We start from the raw sequence: 22,394 nt of genomic DNA, 5'->3' as shown, positions 1-22,394 counted from the left end.
GCCTACTTATGCGGCCAGCATCCTTTCGATCGCGGCGCGGTCGATGCCTTTTTCGCCGATCACGACAAGGCGGCTTGTCCGCGCTTCGCCGGGTGCCCAGGCGCGGTCGAAATAGTGGTTCACGCGCGATCCTACCGCCTGAACCTGCAGGCGCATCGGCTTGTTCGCGACTTCCACGAAGCCTTTTATGCGCAGCACGTTTTCCGCCTCCGCCGTCGCGGAAATGCGTGCGGCGAGCTGTTCGGCGTCGGCGACTGCGGCCAGATCGACGACGAAGCTGTCGAAATCGTCGTGATCGTGGTCGAGTTCGTCGTCGTGATGGGTCTTGCGGTTTTCGATATCGTCCTCGACGGCGAGGCCGAGGCCGATCAGCACTGCCGGATCGATGGCGCCGTTGGCGGCCGAGACGATTTTCACGGCACGTGGCAGATGGGCGGACACGCGATCCCTGGCGGTCGCAAGGCCGGCGGCATCCAGGAGGTCGCTCTTGGTGAGCACGATCATGTCGGCACAGGCCACCTGGTCCTCGAACACTTCCTCGACCGGATCGTCATGGTCGATCGAACCGTCCGCGTTGCGCTGCGCTTCCAGCGCCTCGTGATCGTCGGCGACGCGACCTTCGGCGAGTGCCAGTCCATCGACCACGGCAATCACGGCGTCCACCGTCACTCGCGCCTTGACGTCAGGCCACTGGAAGGCCTGGACGAGGGGCTTCGGCAACGCGAGGCCCGAGGTTTCGATGAGGATGTGATCGACGCGGGGTTCGATGGCCAGGATCCGGTCGATCGCCGGCACGAAATCGTCCGCCACGGTGCAGCAGATACAGCCGTTGGCAAGCTCGATGATGTTGTCCTCCGGGCAGCTTTCGATGCCGCAGCCCTTCAGCACGTCGCCGTCTATGCCGACATCGCCGAATTCGTTGACGATGATTGCCAGCCGCTTGCCCTTCAGGTTTTCGATCAGGTTGCGGATCAGCGTGGTCTTGCCGGCGCCTAAGAACCCGGTAACGACGGTGCAGGGAACGCGGTCGAACGAAACGCTCATGATGGCATGTCCTCGTGGTGATGAAAGGGTGGAATACGGGCCGTCATGCCCTTGCCGCGCAGGCAGGTCGGGCGGCCGCGAAGGGGAAGGAAGCCGCGCTCGTCCTCGGCCAGCATCATCGCGCCGGTGACGATGTCCTCGACATTGTCGAGCGAGAGATGGCCGAAGACATAGGACCAGCCGCTCTTGTGGTTGAAGGCGGCGCTCGGGCTTTTTTCGCAACTGGCAAGGCAGGTGACCGGCTTGACCGCGAGCGGCTTGCCGTTTGCTGCCTCGCGCAGCGCCGCGATTAGTGCGATGCCGGGCCGGATTTCGCCGTCGGACGCGTCACGGCAATTGGTGCAGACGAAAATCGTCACATCTGCCGGGCCGGCGGTTGCCGGATCATCTGGTCGGTGGTCACTCATCGGTCAGCCGCGTTCCCGCCGGGGTCGAAAATCGGGGCGCGGAGCAGAAGGTCGAAACCCCTCTGCGGTGATCGAGAACTTCCTCCGGAGCACCCCGCCCGGTGAAGCAAAATTAATCGGACGGCAGGTCTCCTGGCTCGCGGGTCGTCGCCATTTGCCTGCCTTCCCAGGATACCGTTGGCCGGATTTCCCAGTGGCTTGACGGCCAAATGGCCGTTTTAGGCAATGGCTCGCCGCCTACAGTTGCGGGGGCAGCCGCGGCATTGATCCTGAAAAAGGGATCGCACCGCATTCTCTCTTAGCCCTCCCCGTTGCCGGAAAGGGACCATCTCCTTTCAAGTAAGCCCGGTCGCAGGCCCATGTCAATGCGTCGCAAAGGCGATTGCCGTGACGCCGAATTCGTCTATAGTGACCGAGCCTATGGTGCCCGAAAGGGTTTTAGAGGGAATGCGGTGCGACGGATTTCTGCCGTCCAACCCGCGGCTGCCCCCGCAACTGTAAGCGGAAAGTCTTCGACCAAAACGGCCGTGCGGCCGTCAAGCCACTGGGAAATCCGGCCAACGGGATCCTGGGAAGGCGGGAGAAGGCGTCCGATCCGCGAGCCAGGAGACCTGCCAGAGGCGGCAAAGAACGTGAACGGCCCTCGGGTGGAGGGCGAAAGGACGAGACCATGGTTACGAATTCTGCTGCAGCTGCAGTCAGCCTCTCCGCTTCGAAAATCATTCCCCTCAGCATGACGGCCCTGCTCGGCCTGTTCATCGTCGGCTTTGTCGGTTTCTCGCATCTGGAAGTCGTCCATAACGCCGCGCATGACACGCGCCACTCGCTCGCCTTTCCCTGCCACTGAGGAGTTCTCCCCAATGTCGTTGTTTCGCAACATCGTCTTCACGGCGGTGATCGCCGGGCTTTTGTCCGGACTGCTGCTGACCGTGATGCAGAGCTTCTCCACCGTGCCGCTGATCCTGCAGGCGGAAGTGTTCGAGAATGCCGCGCCCGAGGCAGGCCACAGCCATGATGCTGCGCCGGCCGCAGGTGCCACGGCATCGGCCGCCGAGCATCACCACGGCGACGAAGCGTGGGCTCCCGCCGACGGCTTCGAGCGTTTCATCTATACTGCTGCCGCCGACATGCTGTCGGCTATCGGTTTTGCCCTTGTCCTGGTTGCCGCTTCGGAAGCGTTCGGCGGCTTCAAGGGCTGGCGCGGCGGCCTGATGTTCGGCATTGCCGGCTTCCTCGCCGTCATCCTCGCGCCCGGCCTTGGCCTGCCGCCGGAACTGCCCGGCATGCCGGCTGCGGAACTCGGCCCGCGCCAGATCTGGTGGGTCTCGACGGCGGTCTGCACGGCAATGGGTCTCGGCCTGCTCGCCTATACCCGCTCGGCCGTGTTCGCAGCGCTTGCGATCGTGCTGCTGATCGCCCCGCATCTGGTCGGCGCGCCGCTGCCGCCAAGCCATGAAACGGCGGTCCCGATGGATCTCCATGCCCGCTTCGTCAACGCCGTCTATGCCACCAACCTGGTGTTCTGGGCCGTGCTCGGTGCGCTTACCGGTGTGGTCCGCGAACGATTCCGGGCCGGCGAGGAAGCTTCTGCCGGATCCCCGGCGAAGCTCGCTTCCCGGTGAAGGAGATCGACGAGGCGTCCGTCGAGCGTCACCGCGCCAAGATGGCGAACCGCAAGGCGGTGCAGGATGCGGAAGTGGCCGAGAAGACCCAGGAAAAGGGTCTTCTCATCGTCCATACCGGCTCGGGCAAGGGTAAATCCACCGCCGCTTTCGGCCTGGCGCTGCGCATGCTCGGCAACAACCGCCGGGTCGGCGTCGTGCAGTTTATCAAGGGCGCCTGGTCGACGGGGGAGCAGCCGGCGCTTGCCGTCTTCGGTGACCGCGTCGTCTGGCACACGATGGGCGAGGGTTTCACCTGGGAAACCCAAGACCTGAAGCGTGACGTTGCTGCGGCGGAGAAGGCCTGGGAAAAGGCGCTCGAGCTGATGGCGGACGAGACGATCGGGCTCGTCATCCTCGACGAACTCAACATCGCACTTCGTTATGACTATCTCGATCTCGACAAGATCGTCGCGGCGCTCCAGGCGCGACGGCCGGACCTGCATGTGGTCGTTACCGGCCGCAATGCCAAGCCTGCGTTGATCGAGGCGGCCGACATGGTCACCGAGATGACGCTGGTCAAACATCACTTCAAGGCGGGCGTGAAGGCCCAGGCCGGCATCGAGTTTTAGCCATGGTTCGGGTCAAGCCAGCTCGGGCGCTGATGTTTCAGGGAACGGGCTCGGATGTGGGCAAGTCGCTGGTGGTGGCCGGCCTTGCCCGCGCCTTTACGCTGCGCGGCCTGAAGATCATGCCGTTCAAGCCGCAGAACATGTCGAACAATGCCGCGGTCACCGCGGATGGCGGCGAAATCGGCCGGGCGCAGGCGCTGCAGGCGCGTGCCGCCGGCGCACCGCTCAGCGTCCACATGAACCCGGTGCTCCTGAAGCCGCAGAGCGAGGTGGGTGCGCAGGTCGTGGTGCAAGGCAGGGTCGAAGGCAATGCCAAGGCCGCCGAGTATCAGATGCTCAAACGGACGCTGATGCCGCGGGTTCTCGAAAGTTTCGGGCTTCTTCGCAATCAGGCCGATCTGGTGTTGATCGAAGGTGCCGGCAGCGCCTCGGAAATCAATCTTCGCCAGAACGACATCGCCAATATGGGGTTCGCGCGGGCCGCCGGCGTGCCGGTGGTGCTGATCGGCGATATCGACCGCGGCGGGGTGATCGCCAGCCTTGCCGGCACTAGGTTGGTGCTCGATCCCGAAGATGCGGCAATGATCCGGGGCTTTATCGTCAATCGGTTTCGGGGCGACCCAGCCCTGTTCGCAGACGGCATGCGGATGATTGGGGAACTCACGGGCTGGCATTCGGTCGGGCTGTTGCCGCATTTTGCCGATGCGGCCCGGCTGCCGGCGGAAGATGCGCTTGGCCTCAATGCACCTTCTGTGCGGAAGGCTGGCGCGAAGATCAGGATCGCGGTGCCGATCCTGCCGCATGTCTCCAATTTCGACGATCTCGATCCGCTGGAAGCGGAGCCGGATGTCGATCTCATTCGGATCCGGCCGGGACAGGTCATTCCCGGCGATTGCGATCTCGTGCTGCTGGTCGGTTCGAAGGCGACGATATCCGATCTCCGGGCGCTGAAGGCGGCCGGTTTCGACGTGGATATTGCAGCGCATGTCCGCCGCGGCGGGCGAGTTTTGGGCCTTTGCGGCGGCTATCAGATGCTTGGCAAAACGATTTCTGATCCGGACGGAACGGAAGGACCACCCGGCTCGATCGAAGGTCTTGGCCTATTGGATGTCGAAACGGTTCTTTCCGGCGATAAACGGCTGGAGGCCGTCTCAGGCGAAAGCTTCGACGGAATTTCCCTGTCGGGCTATGAAATGCATATCGGACGGACGTCGGGCGTGGATTGCCAATGCCCGTTCTCGATCGTCGGCGGCAACCCGGAAGGCGCGATATCGGCGGATGGCCGGGTCTGGGGCACTTATCTCCACGGTCTGTTTTCCGACGACCGGCAGCGGTCGGCCTGGCTGACGCGACTCGGAGGTTCTACCTCCGCCCTCGATTACGAGGCAGGCGTGGACGCGGTGCTGGACCGGCTGGCCGCCCATATGGAAAAGCATCTCGATCTGGATGGGCTGCTCAAACTTGCCAGATGATCCACGCCAGAAGGCCGAAAAGGCCGATCAGCAGCGCGTCGGCAACGCGGGCGAGTTTCAGCGCGCGGCGAATGTCGTCGTAGGTGAGCTCGGAGCGCCCACCCTCGCCCATGAACCGCGCCTCGATCATCTGTCCGCCATAGCTGCGCGGTCCGGCAAGCGCAATGCCGAGCGCGCCGGCCATCGCCGCTTCCGGCCAGCCGGCGTTCGGCGACCGGTGATGGCGGGCATCCCGCCTGATGGCGCGGATCGCGTTGCCTGGCGAGGCGCGATCGATGAAACCTGCAGCGACCACGAAAAGAAGGGCGCTCAGGCGCGAGGCGGGCAGGTTGATGAGATCGTCGAATCGCGCGGCCGCCCAGCCGAAGGCTTCGTAACGCGGCAGCTTGTGGCCGATCATGCTGTCGGCGGTATTGGCCGCCTTGTAGCCGACGCCGCCCGCAAGACCGCCGATCCCCATCCAGAAGGCCGGCGCCACGACGCCGTCCGAAAAATTCTCGGCCAGACTCTCGATCGCCGCGCGGCAGACGCCGGCTTCATCGAGCTTTTCCGGATCGCGCCCAACGATTTTCGAGACCGCTTTCCGCCCGGCGTCCAGGCCGCCGTATCGCAGCGCCGTGGCCACGGCCTCTACATGGGTTTCAAGGCTCCTCTGCGCAGGCAGGCTCGCAGCGATCACGACCAACAGGATCGGCCCGAGGGGGATCATTCTCAGGTCGTATTCGATCACCAGGCTGAGCAGGACTGTGATGCCGAGAAGCGCCAGAAGCGCGAACACGCCCTTTCGCTTGCGCGTGGAGAAGTCGTCGCTTTCGCGGTTCAGATCGCGGTCGAGCCGGGATATCAGTGCGCCGATCCAGGTGACCGGATGGCCGATGCGCCGGAACAGCCAGTCCGGATAACCCACGATGCGCTCCGTGATCAGGGCGAAAAATGCGAGAAGGAACATAAAGTTGGCAGGCCCTGATATTGGTGGTGAAATTGGCGATCCGATACAGCACGGCGGCAATCTTTCCCGTGCCCGGGCGCTGTTTCGCCACGCGCCGGAACCCTGGGTCGATCTTTCCACCGGTATCAGCCCGCATTCCTATCCGTATTCGCCCCTGCCCGACAATGCTTTCGCGCGACTGCCCGACGTCGCATCGGCGGAAAGGCTGAAGGCTCTTGCCGCTGCTGCCTACGGCGCGCCGTCGGCGGCACATGTCGCGGCGGGGCCGGGGACGCAGATCCTGCTGCCGATGGTCGCCGATCTGATCGCCCGGAAAGGCCGTGCCGCGGTTCTTTCTCCCACCTATGCGGAACATGCCCGCGCGGCGCGGCTTTCCGGTTTGGAAGTCACCGAAACCGACGATCTGGATCGGTTGGTGGAAGCGGACATCGCCGTCATCGTCAATCCAAACAATCCGACCGGACGGATCGTCCCGCGGGCCGATCTTTTGGCGCTCACAGAAGTCATGCGCGCGAAGGGTGGGCTGCTGGTCGTGGACGAAGCGTTCATGGACGTCTCGGAAGCATCGAGCGTCACCGACGCAGTGGACGCCGGCGGGCTGGTGGTGCTGCGCTCCTTCGGCAAGTTCTTCGGCATGGCCGGCCTGCGGCTCGGCTTCGTGATCTCACATCCGGAAGCGGTGGCGAGAATCGAGAACCGGTTGGGTCCCTGGGCGGTGTCCGGTCCGGCATTGCACGTGGCGAACGAGGCACTCGCCGATGTCGGATGGCAGGGCGCGATGCGGCTGAGACTTGGAGAGGATGCGGCGCGGCTGGATGCCCTGCTCGGTGCTGCGGGAATACCTGTTACGGGTGGGACGTCGCTGTTCCGCTTCATCCGCGATCCGCGCGCGCAGGCGGTTTTCCGGCACCTTGGAGAGCGGGGCATTCTGGTGCGCCGGTTCGAGGAACGGCCCGAGGATCTAAGAATCGGCCTTCCATGCGAGAATGACTGGCCGCGGCTCGAAGAAGCCTTGAAAACTATTGAGCCGGCGAATTGAATTTGTCGCGCCAAGCGATCTGGGCGTTGGCATTGGGCAAAGCCGTTGCCTCGTAGACGCCGCGGGCTATGGCACGGGCGGTTACCAGCGTCGCCAGATGGCAGATTTCCATGAAATCCGAGGGGTCGCTTAAAGGTCTTGCACCGGTTGCCGCCGAAAAGATCGTGTCGCCGTCGAAGGGCAGGTGGGCCGGGAGGATGGCGCGGGCCAAGCCGTCATGGGCGAGGATGGAAAGCCGGTGCGCCTGTGCCTTGGTCAGCACGGCATCGGTGACGATGACGCCTATCGTCGTCGACGTCACGTTGCGGCCCTTGAGGCGCATGCGATTGTCGAAGGTCGGAGGCAGTCCAAGCCCGCCGAACTCCTTGTCTTCTTCAAAGGGAGCGGCCCAGAAATGCGGGCCTTCACCTATCGTCGCCGAGCCCAGGGCATTGGCGGCAACCAGTGCCGCGACCGTATGACCTGTCGAAGTCCGGGCGCTCGCCGAACCGATGCCGCCCTTGAACGTCGCCGTCGTGGCGCCCGTTCCGGCGCCGATGGTTCCGAGCGAGAACCCACCCTTGGCGGCGGCCCTGAAGGCCTCGTAACCCATCTCGCGGTAGGGCGAATGCAGGCCCCAGTCCTTGTTGCCGCCGTTGAGGAGATCCATCAGGATCGCCTGCGGCACGATCGGCACGCGGACGCTGCCGACCTGGAAACCGCGGCCGATTTCCCGCAGGCCCGATTGCACGCCGCCGGCCGCATCGAGACCGAAGGCCGAGCCGCCCGACAGCACGAAGGCATCGACCGTCTGCACGGTCATCGACGGATCGAGCAGGGCCGTATCCCGCCCGCCCGGAGCACCGCCGAGCACCGAGCCGGAGGCGATTGCCGGTTCGTCGAAGATGATCGCCGTGACGCCCGACCCCAAGGCAAGATCGGTGGCATGGCCGACGGCCACGCCCTCGATATCGGTCAGCAGGTTCAGCGTTTCGGCCATCGGTTATTCGATGTCGAACTTGACGCCCTGCGCGAGCGGCAGTGTGCGGCCGTAGTTCAGGGTGTTGGTGGCGCGGCGCATATAGACGCGCCATGCGTCGGAGCCGGATTCGCGGCCGCCGCCGGTTTCCTTCTCGCCGCCGAACGCACCGCCGATCTCGGCGCCCGAAGGGCCGATATTGACATTGGCGATGCCGCAATCGGAGCCGCGGGCGGAGACGAAGGTTTCCGCCTCGCGCATGTCGTTGGTGAAGATCGAGGAGGAAAGGCCCTGCGGCACGTCGTTGTGCAGGTGGAGCGCTTCATCGAAGCTCGAATATTTCATCACGTAGAGGATCGGAGCGAAAGTCTCGTCCTTGACCGGACCGGACTGGGCCGGCATTTCGACGATCGCCGGGCGGACGTAATAGGCGTCTGCCGCCTCGTCCTGGTGGACGCGTTCGCCGCCGGTCACCTTGCCGCCTTCGGCCTTTGCTGCTTCCAACGCCTTCTGCATCTTGTCGTAAGCGGCCTTGTCGATCAGCGGGCCGACGAGATTGCCGTTTTCGAGCGGGCTGCCGATCGTCACCGACTGGTAGGCCTTGGCGAGGCGCGGCACCAGCGTTTCGTAGACGCTGTCATGCACGAAGAGGCGGCGAAGCGAGGTGCAGCGCTGGCCGGCGGTGCCCATGGCGGCGAAGGCGACACCGCGAAGCGTCAGGTCGAGATCGGCGGTCGGGGCGACGATCGCGGCATTGTTGCCGCCGAGTTCCAGCAGCGAGCGGGCGAAGCGCGACGCCAGCCGCGGGCCGACGGCGCGACCCATGGCCGTGGAGCCGGTCGCGGAAACCAGCGGGATCTTGTCGTGATCGACCAGGACTTCGCCGATATCGCGGCCGCCGATCAGGAGGGTCGAAAGGTTCTTCGGGGCCTTTCCGCCGTCGGCGATGAAACGGGCGAGTGCCTTTTCGAAGATTGCCTGGGTGGCGAGCGCGGTCAGCGGCGTCTTCTCCGACGGCTTCCAGACGGTGGAATTGCCGCAGACGATCGCGAGCGCCGCGTTCCAGGACCAGACGGCGACCGGGAAGTTGAAGGCGGAAATGATGCCGATGGCGCCGAGCGGATGCCAGGTCTCCATCATCCGGTGTTCGGAGCGTTCGGTGGCGATGGTCAGGCCGTAGAGCTGGCGGGAAAGGCCGACCGCGAAATCGCAGATGTCGATCATTTCCTGCACTTCGCCGAGACCTTCGGAGGTGACCTTGCCGACTTCGATCGACACCAGCCGGCCGAGCGCGGTCTTGGCTGCGCGCAATTCCTCGCCGAGCAGGCGGATCAGTTCGCCGCGCTTCGGGGCCGGTACCAGCCGCCATTCGAGAAAGGCCGCATGGGCGGCGTCGATCGCCTTTGCGGCGCCGGCGGCGGTTTCTTCCGGCAGTTTGCCGATCTCTTTGCCGGTGATCGGCGAACGGACGGCGAGCGTGCCGCCGATATAACTTTCGGCCTTTACGCCGAGACCGCCCAGAATGTTTTTCACCTCAGCGGCGAGATCGAGTGTGGCGAGCGTCATGTCAGTCTCCGGATGTGTAATTTTCGTCAATCTACAAATCGGTGGCGGTTTCGCAATCAGAACCGCTCGCCGGCGAAATGGGCGATCTGCGCGCCCGCTTCATAATAAGCTTCCTTGATGGCGCGGAAGCCGGGTTCCTGAACCTCTGTCAGCGGCAGCGGAAGGTCGGTTTCCGAAACCTCGCCGAGGATATGGCGTGCCAGCAGCTTGCCGAAGGTGGTGCCCGGCGCGATGCCGCGACCATTGTAGCCGGAAAAACCGAGGACGTTGCGGCCGAATTTGTGGAAACGCGGCAGGGCGTTGTCGGTCATGCCGATCTGTCCATACCATTCGGCCTCGAATTCCACATCTCCGAGCTGCGGAAAGAGCCGCTTCAGCGAGCGCCGCGCCCAGTTCTTGTGAATCCCCGTTCCGGTGCCGCGCAACGCGCCGACCGAACCGAAGACAAGCCGGCCGGCCTGGTCCATGCGGAGGGAAGAGAGAATGTCCTTGGTGTCCCAGCAGCCTTCGCGGCCGGGCAGGATCGAGCGGCGCAGGTTGTCGCCGAGCGGCATGGTGGCAAGGTTGAAATAGGGCAGGTAAACCTGTTCGCGGCGCACCTGTTCCCAGGGGCCGGTGCTGTAGGCGTCGGTCGCAACGATGATCCAGTCGGCGGTAACTTCGCCGGAGGCAGTCCTGACGACTTTCCGGCCGTTGACTTCATCCGTGCCGGTCACCGCGCTGGCGGTATGGAGCCTGGCGCCGGCCTTTACCGCCGCGTGGGCGAGGCCGCGAGCATAGGCGAGCGGCTGCAGCGTGCCGGCCCGCATGTCGAGCAGCGATCCGGCATAGGCGCCTGAGCCGACGCGGTGCTCGGTTTCGGCTGCATCGAGCAATGTCACCGGGGCGCCGCGCGTCTGCCATTGCCGGGCGCGCTCCTCCAGCTCCTTCAGCCCTTCGGGACCAACGGCGCAATGCAGCGTGCCGTTCTTTTCGAGCTCGCAGGCGATGGCGTGTTTCTCGATCAGCTCGCGGACGAGGGCGGGGCCGTTGCCGAGCAGGTCGAGCAGGCGTTCACCGTAAACAGGGCCGAGTTCCTTCGGAAAATCGTCGGGCATCACCCACATGCCGGCATTGATCAGGCCGACATTGCGGCCGGCGCCGCCGAAACCGATCTCGGCTGCCTCGAGCAGCACGACATTGGTCCCCGCTTGCGCAAGATGCAGCGCGGCTGAGAGACCGGTATATCCGCCGCCGACAATCACCACATCGGCAGATATGACCTCCTCCAGCCGGGCGGTCGGCGGCGGGGCGGGGGCGGTCTTTTCCCAGAGGCCGTGAGAGCGGGGATCGTTCAGCATGATGATTGTCCGGGAGCGTTGATCGCCACTCTTTACAGGGAGCAGTTATCGATGAATATCGACATGTTCTCAACAGATCATTCGCTGGAGGAATGACATGCTGCCGCCCCGGCGCTTTCTCCCGTCATTCTCGCTGCTTTCCGCCTTCGAGGCCGCGGCCCGCACCGGCAGCGTCACGGCGGCGGCAAACGAGCTCGGCCTGACCCAGAGCGCCGTCAGCCGCCAGATTTCGGCGCTGGAAAGACAGCTCGGCGTGGCTTTGTTCCTACGCGAGCGGCAGACGATCCGGTTGACGCTTGCCGGAGACGGGTATGCCCGCGAGGTGCGGGAGGCGCTCAGGCGCATTTCGCATGCCTCGCTCAATCTCAGGGCCAATCCCTCCGGCGGCACGCTGAACCTCGCGGTCCTGCCGTTTTTCGGCACGCGATGGCTCACTCCGCGCATCGGCCGCTTCCTGGAAGCGCATCCGGGCATGGTGGTCAATCTCATCACGCGGCTCGAGCCTTTCGATTTCCGGTTCGATACGCTGGATGCCGCGATCCATTTCGGCTCGGCCCGCTGGCCGGGCGCCACGCTCACCTTTCTCATGGATGAGGAAGTCGTGCCGGCCTGCAGCCCGGCCTTCAAGATCAAGCATCATCTTCAAACGCCGGCGGACGTGCTTCGGGCGCCTCTGCTGCATCTCAACACGAGGCCGGATGCCTGGGAATTGTGGTTTTCCAGGAACCGGATCGTCTTCGAGGCGCTGCACGGCATGCTGTTCGATCAGTTCATGACCATGGTGGAGGCGGCAACCGCCGGCCTCGGTGCGGCTCTGCTGCCGCGGTTCCTGATCGGCCGGGAGCTGGAACAGGGCCTGTTGGTGCCCGCCGTGGAGGCCGAGAAGATGGAGACCGGGCAATATCATCTTGCCTATCCGCCCGACCGGGCGACCTACCCGCCGCTTGCCGCCTTCCGGGACTGGATCACCGAGGAAATTCATCGCGACGAGAATCGCCAGGATATGCTTGCGAACGGCGACGGCATCGGCCAATAGTCGGACATGTCCATCATGATCGCTCAGGCGATCCGACCGACGGGAAGACGTCCATGAAACCTATTTTCGTCCAGCTCCGCTGCAAGCCCGGCAAGACCTACGAGGTTGCCGACGCCATCTACAAGACCGAGCTCGCGTCCGAACTTTATTCGACCAGCGGCGACTGGGACCTGCTGTTGAAGGTCTACATCAAGGACAACGATGAGATCGGCCGGTTCGTGAACGAGAAGATCGCGTCGATCCCGGGCATTGAGCGTTCGCTGACGACGATGACCTTCACCGCGTTCTGAGCGCAATAAAAAAGCCGCCACAGGGGCGGCTTTTTGGAATTTGAACTTAAAAAATATCAGACATGCGCCGCCGAGGCGCTGTTGCGCGAGCGAACCAGCTCGCGGATGGCAAGACGCACTTCGTCGGCAGAGCCGAAACGCTGCTCGTCCAGATCGATGACATGGAATTTCACGGCGATGAACTTCAGCCGGTCCGCGTCAGGAATGACAATACCGACGGGCTCGCCGCCGAATTCGATTACTTGCTTCTGCATGGCAGACTCCCGCTTTGGCTGCTTGCGACGCAGCTCTGGCGAATGAAAATTTTCAGGAACGATTGAACTGAAGCGTTACATTCGACAGCACGGAAGGGAGCGGCGATCCGTGCCATTCATTTTGAACGCGGCCTCACCAAAGGCGGCGACGCGGACGAATTTAAACATGTCACTCTCCCTTCATGGTGTTGCGCGAAAATCGGCCAGACTCAGCAGGCCGAACGAAAATCATCTGTAGGCGAATCCCACAAAATGATCAACGAAAATCAGTCTACCTAGAATTTTTTTCCGACTGATGACAGGAAGAAGGCCGAATTGTGAAATTTCATTCGCGATTCTTGGCCGCCGCCCATAAGCCCAGAGATAGGTGGCTTTTCCACTCAAGCAAGGATCGGCGGTGGAAAATTTCCGGCAACGACCGGATCGGCCAGCTCAAATTTCCGAGAGCAGGGTCTCGATCCGATCCACCAGCCCGTCCGCGCTTTGGCGGCTGAAGCACAGCGGCGGACGCAGGACGAGGCGTCTGGGAGTGCCGATATCGGCGACAATGCCGGGTCGCAGCCGTTCGCCGAGGTCCGCCGCTTCGTCGGCGAGATCGATGACGAGCAGCAGCCCGCTCCCCGATACGGTGGAGATCGCGGGAAAACGTTCGACCAGGCTTTCGAGCCGTGTCTTCAGATGGCTGCCGATCTCGCGCGTATTTTCGCGCATTTGCTCCTCCCGGATGACGTCAAGCGCCGCGCTGGCGGAGGCTGCCCTGACGGGGCAGATCGCTGGCGGGTGTAGGTCCGAGGGGAGGTTTGCGGCGATCTCGGGCCGTGTCATCAGAAACGACGGAGCGCCGCCGTCCGGGCCGTCCACAAAAACGATGTCCGGCGCGAGCCCCCGGTGCGAAAAGCCCCAGATGTGGTGGCCGAGGCGGCCATAACCGGTTCCGGTTTCGTCGACGATCAGCAGGCCGGCTTTCTGCCGAAGTTCCGTCAAGGGCTCGTCCAGGTTCGCGGCCTCGCCATAACCTTGCGCCAGCACTGCAGCGACATCATCGAGATCGTGGATCATGTCGGTTGCCGTTCCAACGGATGGAACAGCGAAGAAGTCCGGATCCCGACGGTCCGTCCGCAGCCCCGGCAGGCCGATGATGCCACGCTTGTTGGTATGGCTGCGGGCAAGCCTGAAGGCGAGATCCAGCGCCTCCGCGCGGCCAGAGACAAAAAAGACATGGCTCAGCCCTTCGGGCGCAAGCTCGGTCAGTTGCGCGCGCAGAGCCTCTTCCGATTCAGACGGATGGCCTGCGGCGCGGTTGAGGAGGATGGTCTGGCGGTAGGTGGCGGCAGCGAGGCGCGGATGTCCGTAGCCGGTCAGCGGCGCTTGGCCGGTAAGATCGAGCGCACTGCGGCCCGTCGCATCGAAGAGGTATTCCCTCCAGCCGCGGGCGGGCTGGTCAGGATATTTCGGCGCCGGGGCATTCGCGTCGATACCGAGCAGCGCCGACGGCGAAGGGCATAATCTCGCCCACGTGCCCACCTCGGTCGGCTTGCAGAAGAGCGGCGGCACGAGATCCGGGTCGAGGCAAAACCTGAGGCGCAGGCCGCCGACGGAATTTTCGGTCCCCGCGATGACACCAAGCGGGTCGCCCGCTGCGAGCTCGGTCTCTTCGGCCAGCGTGCATTCGAGGCCTTCGACATGCAGGGTCAGGTCGCGGCCGACAAGGACGAGGCGAGGTCCGGCGGTTTTCAGCGTACCCGCAAAGGGCGCCACCGCCGGCATCCGGGCGGGTATGCAGGCATCGATGTGAAGCGCGAAACTTTCCGGTTCCTGCTGCGGGTCGGTGCTGCTTTTCGAAAGCCGGTATTCGCCGTAGCGGGTGCTGGCCCGGCCGGTTTCCCGGGCGATGTGGGCAAGCAGCTTCCAGTCGTTGTCGGCATCCGTCCAGTTTCCGCCGTAGAGAAGCGGGCTGGTGACGCTCAAATCCACCAGCCGGAAAGTTTCCGGGTCGATATCGGGCAGGAGGCGGCCGATCTCCGGCAGCGGTTTTTCCATGCCGGTCGCATCAAGGATGGCCGCAAGCACCTGTGCCGGTGCAACGGTCGTTGCAGCGTTCAGGACGGCGCGGCGTTTCTCCGCGTCTTCCCTGGTTTGCGGGTCGTCGGGTAACCCGGTCTGACGGCTTTCGGCTTCGGCGGCGAGAATGCCGGTGCGGGCGACGACCAGCGGCCACAGCGCCTCGAGTTCGTTCAAGGTGAACGGGTAGATGTCGTGATAGGCGCGGATCGCCGGCAGCAGCGCGAAAGGATCGCCATCGCGGTCGGCGAGCAGATAGGCGCAGGTATTGGCGAAACCAGCGACCAGCCAGCCGTTGGAAATGCCGGTGAAGTCCGTCACGCCGGTCGGCAGCCATGCGCCGTCCGTATCCTCGCCGACGACGGTTTCGCCGTTGATGTTCTGGTGCGCCGCCGCGATCCTCAGGCTTGGGCCGAGCGGCTGGATGCGCCGGAGCGCCGTCACCATCGCCTTGGCGATCACGCCGCGGATTTCCTGGTCGGCGACGGCGGAGAGAAGCGTGACCGTCTGCGGGCCGGCCTTGCGCAGGTCCCCTTCCGGCTCGCGCTGCAGGACCGGATGTTCGAAATCCAGCAGGCTTTTTGCAAGTGCTGCGGAGATCGCCCCGAAGGCTGCCACGGCCTGGTCCGGCAGTTTCTCGCCACTCGGCGGGGCCGTACCGTCGAGAAAGGTGAGGAGCCGGATGCGCCGGTCTTCGCCGCCGAGCGGCAGGACGAGCGTGTCGCCGCCATCCCTGGTCACCACCGGCTCGGGAACCCGCGGCCCGTCCGGGCTGCGCAGGATATGGCGCATCAGGGCGTGTTCAGCCTCGATCTCCTCGATAGGTCCTTCGGCGGGCGCCACCTTGAGCAGGTAGCGCATGTGGCCGTTATCGATCAGGAAATAAGGGTTTTGCCGGCCCTCGATCGGGAAGATTTGCCCGGAAAGCCCGTAATGGTCGCGTAGAACGTCCTCGATCGCTTCGATCGGAACGTCATTTGCAGGAGGCTCGATGAGTTCGGGCAGTATGTCGGACATGAACCTCTCCGGAAGGGCGCTTCCGAAGAGGATAGAGCGTTAAAGGCCTGCGTCCATAGGCCTTTCTACCGACTTTGGATAAGCCTCAGCCCATGCGCTCCGAAGCGTAGGAGCCGGGGCTCGGCGGGAAGACGACAGTGCGGTTGCCGTTGATGAAGGTGCGGTGATGAATATGGGCGTGGATGGCGCGCGCCAGGACCTGGCTTTCGACGTCGCGGCCGAGCGAAACATAGTCGTCGGCCGACTGCGCATGGGTGATGCGCACCGTGTCCTGCTCGAGGATCGGGCCTTCGTCGAGATCGGCGGTGACGTAATGGGCCGTTGCGCCGATCAGCTTCACGCCGCGGGTATAGGCCTGCTTGTAGGGGTTGGCGCCCTTGAAGCTCGGAAGGAAGGAGTGGTGGATGTTGATGATCTTGCCGGACATCTTCTTGCAGAGGCTGTCGGACAGGACCTGCATGTAGCGGGCAAGCACGATGAGCTCGGTACCGCTCTGCTCGACCAGATCGAGAAGCTGGGCTTCGGCCTGCGGCTTGTTTTCCTTCGTTACCTTGATGTGGTGGAAAGGAATGTCGTTGTTGACCACGAGCTTCTGGTAGTCGAAATGGTTGGAGACGACGCCGACGATGTTGATCGGCAGTGCGCCGATCTTCCAGCGGTAGAGCAGGTCGTTCAGGCAATGGCCGAAGCGCGACACCATCAGCAGCACCTTCATGCGCTCTTCGGTGTCGAAGATCTCCCATTCCATCTCGAACCGGTCGGCGATCGGCTTGAAACCTTCGAGCAGTGCCGGGCGTTCGGCGCCTTCTTCGGAGAGAAAGCTGACGCGCATGAAGAACTTGCCCGTGTCGAGGTCATCGAACTGCGAACTGTCGATGATGTTGCAACCCTTTTCCGCCAGAAAGCCGGAAATCGCCGCGACAATGCCGCGTGTCGTCTTGCAGGATACGGTCAGGACATAGTTGTTCATGCAAATTCTCCCTCCTCTGCCATCGGTCGGCCACTCCGTGTATACATAAAATTGGTGCCGGACAATATCCGGTCCCATGCAGGACAGGAAAATGCCCGGCGAGGCCCGGTCTTGGTTCTGGAATGTGTACAGCCCGTCTTGTTTGTCTGTCCAGATGAGCTTCTTACCTGCCGACCTTAAAGCCAGCCACCCAAAATTCCGTTCCTTTTGCGCCGTCGGCGCGCGCATCACCGCCGCGGGAGCGCTTCGGGCAACGATTCGCATTTGCCAAAGGTTATGGTGGCAGGTTGCGGCTGGTCCTATTGGCCCAGCGGCGAATGGTGGCCGGAAAACGAGCCGCTCAATATCCAGCCGACCAAAAGCGGCGACCGGCCGCAGATGCAGGTTCTCTCCCGCGTCTTTTCGGAACAATCCAGCTGCGATCGGTAAAATTGCGCCAGATAGTTTAAGCGCCTGGAAGCAAGGTCGGACGTATTGCTGGCGTAGTGATCAAAAACCTGCCGGCACGACCATGATGGACGCACGACATAAATCCCCGGCCGCCGGGGAAACCTCGCCCCTGCCTCAACGCGCGGCGTCGCAACCGCTGACGTTCGACGGCACCGTCGGGCTTTTCACGCCACCGTCCGCGGGAACCGCGCCGTCCGGCGTCGCCGTGCTGTTTGTCAGCCCCTGGGGACTGGAGGAAATGTGCACGCGCAAGTTCTGGCGCATCATTTCGGAAAAGCTTGCCGATCGCGGCATTGCCAGCCTGCGGTTAGATTATCCCGGGACCGGCGATGCGCTTGACGACTTCGACTTCGAGGGCGGGCTTTCCGTCTGGTCCGACAGCCTCGTCTCCGCCGCCGCCCATCTCAAGGCGCTTTCCGGCTGCGAGCGGATCGTCCTCGTTTCTCAAGGCCTGGGGGCTGTCGTCGCGGCCAAGGCGGCCGACAGGCTCGAAGATCTGGCCGGCGTCGCCTATATGGCGCCGGTCGTTTCCGGTCGCCTGCATATTCGCGAGCTTGCGGTCTGGTCCAAAGTGGTGGACGAAAATCTGGGCCTTGCCGACGAGCAGCGCGACAAGACCGGCGTGTCCATCGCTTCCCTCACCATGCCCGGCCAGATCGCCGACGAGGTTCGCAAGGTCAATCTGCTGATGATCGATCGGCTGGCCGCGCCGCGCGTTCTGGTGGTCGGACGGGCCGACCGGCCGGCCGATACGCAATTCGCCGCGCGGCTCCGGGCGCTCGGGGCGGATGTGACCGAGCAGGCTTTCGAAGGTTACGACCAGCTGGTCTCCAACCCGGCGATTGCAAGACTGCCGCTCCCGGTGGCGGACAAGCTGGCGGACTGGATCGTTGCGTTACCCGTAGGGCCAATCTCCGCGACACAACGCCCGCCGGTGCAGGCGGAGCCGCTCGTCGGTGACGGTTTCACGGAAACTCCGGTTCGTTTCGGCCTCAACGATCGGCTGTTCGGGGTCCTCTGCGAGCCGAGCCACGGCCGCGCGGGCGCCACGGTGCTTTTCCTGACATCGGCTTACGACAGGCATGCCGGCTGGGGCCGCTCGACGGTGGCGCTGGCCCGGTCGCTGGCGCGCTCCGGCATTCCTTCGCTGCGTTTCGATACGGCCAATGCGGGAGATAGCCCGCCGGTGCCGGGCCGGCCGGAACAAGTCCTCTATCATTCCACCCAAAATGCCGACGTATCGGAGGCGATCGACTTTCTCCAAAGCCGCCGCCTTACGCCGGTCGTCACCGCAGGCCGCTGCAGCGGTGCCTATCTCGGCTTCCAGGCCTCGGTCGCCGAACCGCGCATCGCCGGCAATGTATCCGTCAATCCCGCCGTGTTTCACTGGTCGCCTGGCCGTTCGGTCGAGGATGCGATCGTCAACGGCACGCGCAGCCTGCAGGACTATCGCCGGCGGGCCCTGCGAGCCGAAACGTTCAAGCGCATCATCCGAGGCGAGGTCGATACCATTGCCGCGGCCCGCAATATCGCGAAGAGCCTCGGCAATCGGGCCAGGCACAAGATTCTGCATGCCTTTCGTGGTTTCCTGCCGGAGGGCCGGGCGATCTACGACGCTTTCCGCACCCTCCACCAGCGCGGCACCTCCATCTCGCTGATCTATAGCGAAAACGATCTCGGCCTCGAACAATACGACTTCTATTTCGGCCATGACGGGTCCGGCTTGAGCCGCTTTCCCAATGTCTCGGTGGAAATCATTCCGGATGCCGACCACAATCTGACGCCGGAGCATGCCCGGGCTGCCTATCTCAAAGCTCTCAGGCAAATGGCTTTCCGTTTTCCGCTGGAAGAGCTTGCCTATTCAAAAACGCAGGATTCGATCGCCGCCGAGTGAACGGATCGTGCCGCCGGGCCTGCCGGCGGCGTCCGGGAGTGCGGCAAGGCGGATGCGCCTGATTGCGCCCGGCGCCAGGTGAAAGCCATTGTCCGAGGGACGATAACCGGCACATTCGATGCTGACCGACTGCGCAAAGATGTCCGTCGAAAGCTCCAGCCAGAACTCTCCCCCATCCTCTGCGGCCGAAACCGCAATCTCGGCATCGTGGAAAGCGTGGGCGCGTCCGAGCGGGAAATGGAAAGCCTCTGCGACAATCTCTCCCGTTTGCGCATGTTTCAGCCGCGCAACCGTCACGTCGTGAGAGGGCGGACCGAAACGGTAGGCGTAGTTGGCGTCGAAGAAGGTGCCGAACAGATCGGTCGCGGCGATGCTCTCGCTGCTGCGAGAGATAAGCGTCAGTTCTCGGCGGCCTGAAACCACTGCCATCCTGCCGTCCCGCAGGCAGGCGAGTTCGAGAACCACCGGCAGGTCGGTGGGCGTTTCATTGAGAAGGTGGATATCCAGCCCGTTGGTGCCCTCGTCGGCAAATATGGCCTGGACCGGCCGGAAGGCCCGCTTCAGCGCGAACCAGGCAGGTTTCGGCAGGCGGTCGACGCCAACCACGCCCCAGCCGGGACCGGGCATGACATCCTGGAAGGTAAAGGCGAGTGCGCCGTTGCAAGTCGAGCCGGGCCGGCGCCATTCGGCGAAGGCGGCTTCCATCACTTCCCCGGTCACGGCGCGGGAGAGGGCGAGATATCGTTCCGGCTGCTGCGCGCGCAGCGTCTGCGGATCGGCATCATAAAGCGTGCCGAGGTAATGATCGCGAACGTCCTCGAAATCCCAGTCCACCCCGGCATCACGCGGGATTCCGGACTTGCCGCCGGCCAGCGTTTCCGAATCGGAGAGGTTTGAGAACGCCAGGCACTCGGCTGCGAAACGGATATTTGCCCGCCGCGCATCCTCGAGCGGCCGCTTGTAGGCGCCGACGCCGTAATAATGGGCGACACCGGCATTCGGGTAAAAAGGCAAGGCGCCGCCGGAGGGCGAATTTGCCACATAGGGCAGGTCCGGCCGGCAATCGGCCGCCAAGGCGGGAAGGATTTCCTCGCAGAGCATACCTTTCCAGATGCGTTCCGGCAGGCCCAGCATGGCGCCTTGCTGGTGGATTTCGCTGCCGCCGCAAAGGACCGCAAGCGACGGCGAGGCCTGCGTCGCCGCCAGGAACTGCCCGACTTCCGTTTTCACGTGAATCACGAAATCCGGATCGCCGGCAGGATAGTCGAAATTGGCAAGCATCAGATCCTGCCAGATAAGCAGGCCGAGCTCGTCGCACAGCGCGAAGAACTCCGGGCTTTCATAGGTGGCGATGCCCGGAATGCGGATCATGTTCATGCCCGCGTCTTTCGCGAGCCTGAGCCAGGGCTCGTAGCCGGCGCGATCGCCCGGCAGATTGACGATATCGGCGGAGGTCCAGACGGCGCCGCGGCAGAATATCTTCTCGCCGTTGACGATGACGGCGAAATCGTCGCCGTCCGTGCCGCGATCGACCTTCAGGCTGCGGAAGCCGGTCCGGACGAGCGGGAATTCTTCGCCATCGACCTTGAGCGCCACGTCGTAAAGCGCCGGCGCGCCATGGGTATGCGGCCACCAGGGTTCTATTCCCGGCAGGCAAAGCTCAGCCGAATATCGGTCGCCGTCATTTGTAAAATGTGTCTCTCTGCCATTGCAGACGAGACGGAGATCGTGGGACGGTCCGTCAAAGGCAAAGCTGACCTTGAGAAGGCCTGCTCCGCTTTCATCAAGCTCGGCGGAGATGGCGAGCTCCCTCTTCTCCCCAGCGGTGAGAAGGTGGCTCGCTGGGCTTGACGAGGCGGGGGACCTGATCACCGAAACCGGTCGCCAGGGTCCCACCGCATGAACCTCCGGACACCATCCCGGCATGAAGCCAAGTGCAGTCGTGCGGATCAGGCGGAGACCTTGGCTGTTCATCAGCCGCGGACGCCAGCGGGCACGAGGCCCGGCCTTTTCCAGATGCGGTTTCAAGGCTCGAAAGCAGATCGACAGGGTGTCGCTGCCCGTCAGTTCCACCGCGACATCGTGGCTTTCGAACATGCTTGTCGAGGACAGGATCAGCGTCTCGCCGAGAAACACCTCGGCAACAGTCGCAAGCCCGGCAAATCGCAGGATCGCCGGCCCGGGCGCTTCACCGGCAAGCGGGCAGCGATACCAGGCGTCCCTGTCGATCAGCGGCTCGGGATTGTTGCGATCGAAGCGGCCGGCAGCCTCCAGGGCGGCGGCGACCGTGCCGGGCACCATGGCCGGGAGGCATTCCAGCTCCGGAGGAAGATCGGACGGCAGGGAGCAGGCGCCAGGCTCGGTCAACGCCAGAGACCAGCCCTCGGCAAGAAGGCTGGTTTTTGATCCGATCGGGATAAGAAGGCTCACGCGGCCTCGCGGGCGTGGCTTAGTGTCGATGCCAGGTCCCCCATCAGCAGGTCCCAGGCGTCGGCGGCCGGATCGAGCGCTGTTGCCAGCGGTTCGAACTTCTTGCGGGTCAGGGCACGGGCAAGCTGGAACTGGGTAGATTTCGCCACTTCCGAAATCCTCAGCGCCTGCTGTTCAGGCTGGGCGAACGCCTTGTGGTTCAGCCAGGCGAGATGGCTCGCCAGCAGCTCGAAATTGGCGCCGATCTGCCGGAGCGTGTTGAACGCGTATTTGTGAAAGAAGCCGAAATCCCTCTCGGCGATCCGCTCCACCTGTGCCGGGAAGACTTTGCCGAACGCGCGTATTGGATTCTCTTCCGGCCGCCGGGGAAAATGATGCCTGAGCAGCTTCCACGCGGTTTCGCGAATTTCCCTCGCGTCCGGATAGGCGGCGGGGAACTTGGCAAATTCGGTATAGGGCAGGAAGGGCAGCGCCTCCGGGCTGGCGTTCAACTGGAACAGGCCATCGAAATCCTCGCCGGAAAGGGTGAAGAAGCCGCCATTGTGAAAATAGTCGAGCTCGCGGCGTTCGAGGTCCAGCCGGTTGATCGCGACCGTCGTCTTGCCGTGTTCCTGGCGATAGGCGACGCCGCGCGTATCGGGCAGATAAAAGCTGTCGAGTTCGAGCAGCGTCAGCCGGCCGCGGCGGATCTGCTCCGCAACATGCCATTCCGGCCGGTCGAAGATCGCCAGTTCGGTCACGCGGATGCCGAACAGGGTCTCGAGGTCTTCGAGCGGCACCTTGAAGAAGGTGAACTGGTCGCCTTCGAAATCCTGGGTCAGGGTGAAACCGAGCATGGCTTCCGGTGGCAGGCCCTGTGCCGAAAGCACCTCTATCCACAGATCGACGTAACAATTCGTCTCCGGCCACATGCGCTCGGCCGAATGCAGCGCATGCGTCCTGTAGTTCGCCGGATCGAGCGCCGGAAATACCGCCGTCATTGGA

The 22,394-nt window shown here is 63.7% G+C and carries 19 protein-coding genes and 2 riboswitches; of the genes, 8 read left to right on the top strand and 11 right to left on the bottom strand.

Annotation, left to right across the window (positions count from 1 at the left end):
- Positions 1–6 precede the first annotated feature (6 nt).
- Together cobW and ACSQ3G_RS19530 are read right to left on the bottom strand one after the other, a co-directional pair.
- Positions 7–1,044 carry a cobalamin biosynthesis protein CobW gene (cobW, locus tag ACSQ3G_RS19535; protein ID WP_436111209.1) on the bottom strand — a complete coding sequence of 346 codons (1,038 nt, stop codon included), beginning with the start codon at positions 1,042–1,044 and terminating at the stop codon, positions 7–9.
- The gene (locus ACSQ3G_RS19530; RefSeq protein WP_436111208.1) at positions 1,041–1,451 is read right to left on the bottom strand and encodes a DUF1636 family protein; all 411 of its coding nucleotides are present in this window, start codon (positions 1,449–1,451) and stop codon (positions 1,041–1,043) included. The genes cobW and ACSQ3G_RS19530 overlap by 4 nt, the downstream gene beginning before the upstream one ends.
- A 105-nt stretch (positions 1,452–1,556) precedes the next feature.
- Positions 1,557–1,796: riboswitch (cobalamin riboswitch) on the bottom strand.
- 59 nt (positions 1,797–1,855) lie between these two features.
- A riboswitch (cobalamin riboswitch) is annotated at positions 1,856–2,084 on the top strand.
- 37 nt (positions 2,085–2,121) lie between these two features.
- Between ACSQ3G_RS19530 and ACSQ3G_RS19525 the strand changes: the two genes are divergently transcribed.
- Genes ACSQ3G_RS19525 through ACSQ3G_RS19510 form a run of 4 tightly spaced genes read left to right on the top strand, consistent with a single transcriptional unit; the run spans position 2,122 to position 5,156 of the window.
- Positions 2,122–2,298: a CbtB domain-containing protein gene (locus tag ACSQ3G_RS19525; RefSeq protein WP_037087553.1), complete on the top strand. Its 177-nt coding sequence runs from the start codon at positions 2,122–2,124 to the stop codon at positions 2,296–2,298.
- Positions 2,299–2,311: 13 nt separating this feature from the next.
- A complete protein-coding gene (locus tag ACSQ3G_RS19520; RefSeq protein ID WP_436111207.1) occupies positions 2,312–3,073 on the top strand; it encodes a CbtA family protein in 762 nt (253 codons plus the stop codon).
- Positions 3,070–3,684, top strand: a complete 615-nt coding sequence (cobO, locus tag ACSQ3G_RS19515) for a cob(I)yrinic acid a,c-diamide adenosyltransferase (RefSeq protein WP_046634744.1) — start codon at positions 3,070–3,072, stop codon at positions 3,682–3,684. The genes ACSQ3G_RS19520 and cobO overlap by 4 nt, the downstream gene beginning before the upstream one ends.
- 2 nt (positions 3,685–3,686) lie before the next feature.
- Positions 3,687–5,156: a cobyric acid synthase gene (locus tag ACSQ3G_RS19510; protein WP_436111206.1), complete on the top strand. Its 1,470-nt coding sequence runs from the start codon at positions 3,687–3,689 to the stop codon at positions 5,154–5,156.
- Here the strand turns inward: ACSQ3G_RS19510 and cbiB are convergent.
- Positions 5,140–6,105: an adenosylcobinamide-phosphate synthase CbiB gene (gene cbiB, locus ACSQ3G_RS19505; protein ID WP_436111205.1), complete on the bottom strand. Its 966-nt coding sequence runs from the start codon at positions 6,103–6,105 to the stop codon at positions 5,140–5,142. The genes ACSQ3G_RS19510 and cbiB overlap by 17 nt on opposite strands.
- A gap of 4 nt (positions 6,106–6,109) precedes the next feature.
- Here cbiB and cobD point away from each other — a divergent pair, with 4 nt between their 5' ends.
- On the top strand, positions 6,110–7,144 hold the full coding sequence (gene cobD, locus ACSQ3G_RS19500; protein ID WP_436111204.1) for a threonine-phosphate decarboxylase CobD: 1,035 nt from the start codon (positions 6,110–6,112) through the stop codon (positions 7,142–7,144).
- On the opposite strand, the gene ACSQ3G_RS19495 is transcribed toward cobD, so the two are convergent.
- From ACSQ3G_RS19495 to ACSQ3G_RS19485, 3 genes are read right to left on the bottom strand one after another with little or no spacing between them, the layout of a single operon-like run.
- On the bottom strand, positions 7,125–8,123 hold the full coding sequence (locus ACSQ3G_RS19495; protein WP_436111203.1) for a P1 family peptidase: 999 nt from the start codon (positions 8,121–8,123) through the stop codon (positions 7,125–7,127). The two genes, cobD and ACSQ3G_RS19495, sit on opposite strands and share 20 nt — an antisense overlap.
- 3 nt (positions 8,124–8,126) lie before the next feature.
- A complete protein-coding gene (gene amaB / locus ACSQ3G_RS19490; RefSeq protein ID WP_436111202.1) occupies positions 8,127–9,668 on the bottom strand; it encodes an L-piperidine-6-carboxylate dehydrogenase in 1,542 nt (513 codons plus the stop codon).
- Positions 9,669–9,724: 56 nt separating this feature from the next.
- The gene (locus ACSQ3G_RS19485; protein ID WP_436111201.1) at positions 9,725–11,008 is read right to left on the bottom strand and encodes an NAD(P)/FAD-dependent oxidoreductase; all 1,284 of its coding nucleotides are present in this window, start codon (positions 11,006–11,008) and stop codon (positions 9,725–9,727) included.
- Positions 11,009–11,105: 97 nt separating this feature from the next.
- On the opposite strand from ACSQ3G_RS19485, the gene ACSQ3G_RS19480 reads away from it, so the two are divergent.
- Positions 11,106–12,044 carry a LysR family transcriptional regulator gene (locus ACSQ3G_RS19480; protein WP_436111200.1) on the top strand — a complete coding sequence of 313 codons (939 nt, stop codon included), beginning with the start codon at positions 11,106–11,108 and terminating at the stop codon, positions 12,042–12,044.
- A gap of 53 nt (positions 12,045–12,097) precedes the next feature.
- On the top strand, positions 12,098–12,334 hold the full coding sequence (locus ACSQ3G_RS19475) for an Lrp/AsnC ligand binding domain-containing protein (protein WP_007765628.1): 237 nt from the start codon (positions 12,098–12,100) through the stop codon (positions 12,332–12,334).
- 56 nt (positions 12,335–12,390) lie between these two features.
- Here ACSQ3G_RS19475 and ACSQ3G_RS19470 read toward each other — a convergent pair whose 3' ends face one another.
- From ACSQ3G_RS19470 to purU, 3 genes are all read right to left on the bottom strand, one after another.
- Complete coding sequence (locus tag ACSQ3G_RS19470; protein ID WP_007765631.1) at positions 12,391–12,588, bottom strand: hypothetical protein; 198 nt, start codon at positions 12,586–12,588, stop codon at positions 12,391–12,393.
- Positions 12,589–13,020: 432 nt separating this feature from the next.
- Positions 13,021–15,666: an aminotransferase class III-fold pyridoxal phosphate-dependent enzyme gene (locus ACSQ3G_RS19465; protein WP_436111199.1), complete on the bottom strand. Its 2,646-nt coding sequence runs from the start codon at positions 15,664–15,666 to the stop codon at positions 13,021–13,023.
- An 85-nt stretch (positions 15,667–15,751) separates the two neighbouring features.
- The gene (gene purU, locus ACSQ3G_RS19460; protein ID WP_105385067.1) at positions 15,752–16,636 is read right to left on the bottom strand and encodes a formyltetrahydrofolate deformylase; all 885 of its coding nucleotides are present in this window, start codon (positions 16,634–16,636) and stop codon (positions 15,752–15,754) included.
- A 511-nt stretch (positions 16,637–17,147) separates the two neighbouring features.
- Here purU and ACSQ3G_RS19455 point away from each other — a divergent pair.
- Entirely contained in the window at positions 17,148–18,980 is a 1,833-nt protein-coding gene (locus ACSQ3G_RS19455) for an alpha/beta hydrolase (protein ID WP_436111198.1), read from the top strand.
- Here ACSQ3G_RS19455 and ACSQ3G_RS19450 read toward each other — a convergent pair.
- The gene (locus ACSQ3G_RS19450; RefSeq protein WP_436111197.1) at positions 18,948–21,410 is read right to left on the bottom strand and encodes a glycosyl hydrolase 2 galactose-binding domain-containing protein; all 2,463 of its coding nucleotides are present in this window, start codon (positions 21,408–21,410) and stop codon (positions 18,948–18,950) included. The two genes, ACSQ3G_RS19455 and ACSQ3G_RS19450, sit on opposite strands and share 33 nt — an antisense overlap.
- Positions 21,407–22,390, bottom strand: a complete 984-nt coding sequence (locus ACSQ3G_RS19445) for a DUF1839 family protein (RefSeq protein ID WP_436111196.1) — start codon at positions 22,388–22,390, stop codon at positions 21,407–21,409. The genes ACSQ3G_RS19450 and ACSQ3G_RS19445 overlap by 4 nt, the downstream gene beginning before the upstream one ends.
- Positions 22,391–22,394: the final 4 nt, after the last annotated feature.

Origin of the sequence: Neorhizobium tomejilense, from assembly GCF_964254135.1 — a bacterium.
Taxonomy (GTDB): domain Bacteria; phylum Pseudomonadota; class Alphaproteobacteria; order Rhizobiales; family Rhizobiaceae; genus Neorhizobium; species Neorhizobium tomejilense.
This window is presented reverse-complemented; position numbering and strand designations above follow the sequence as displayed.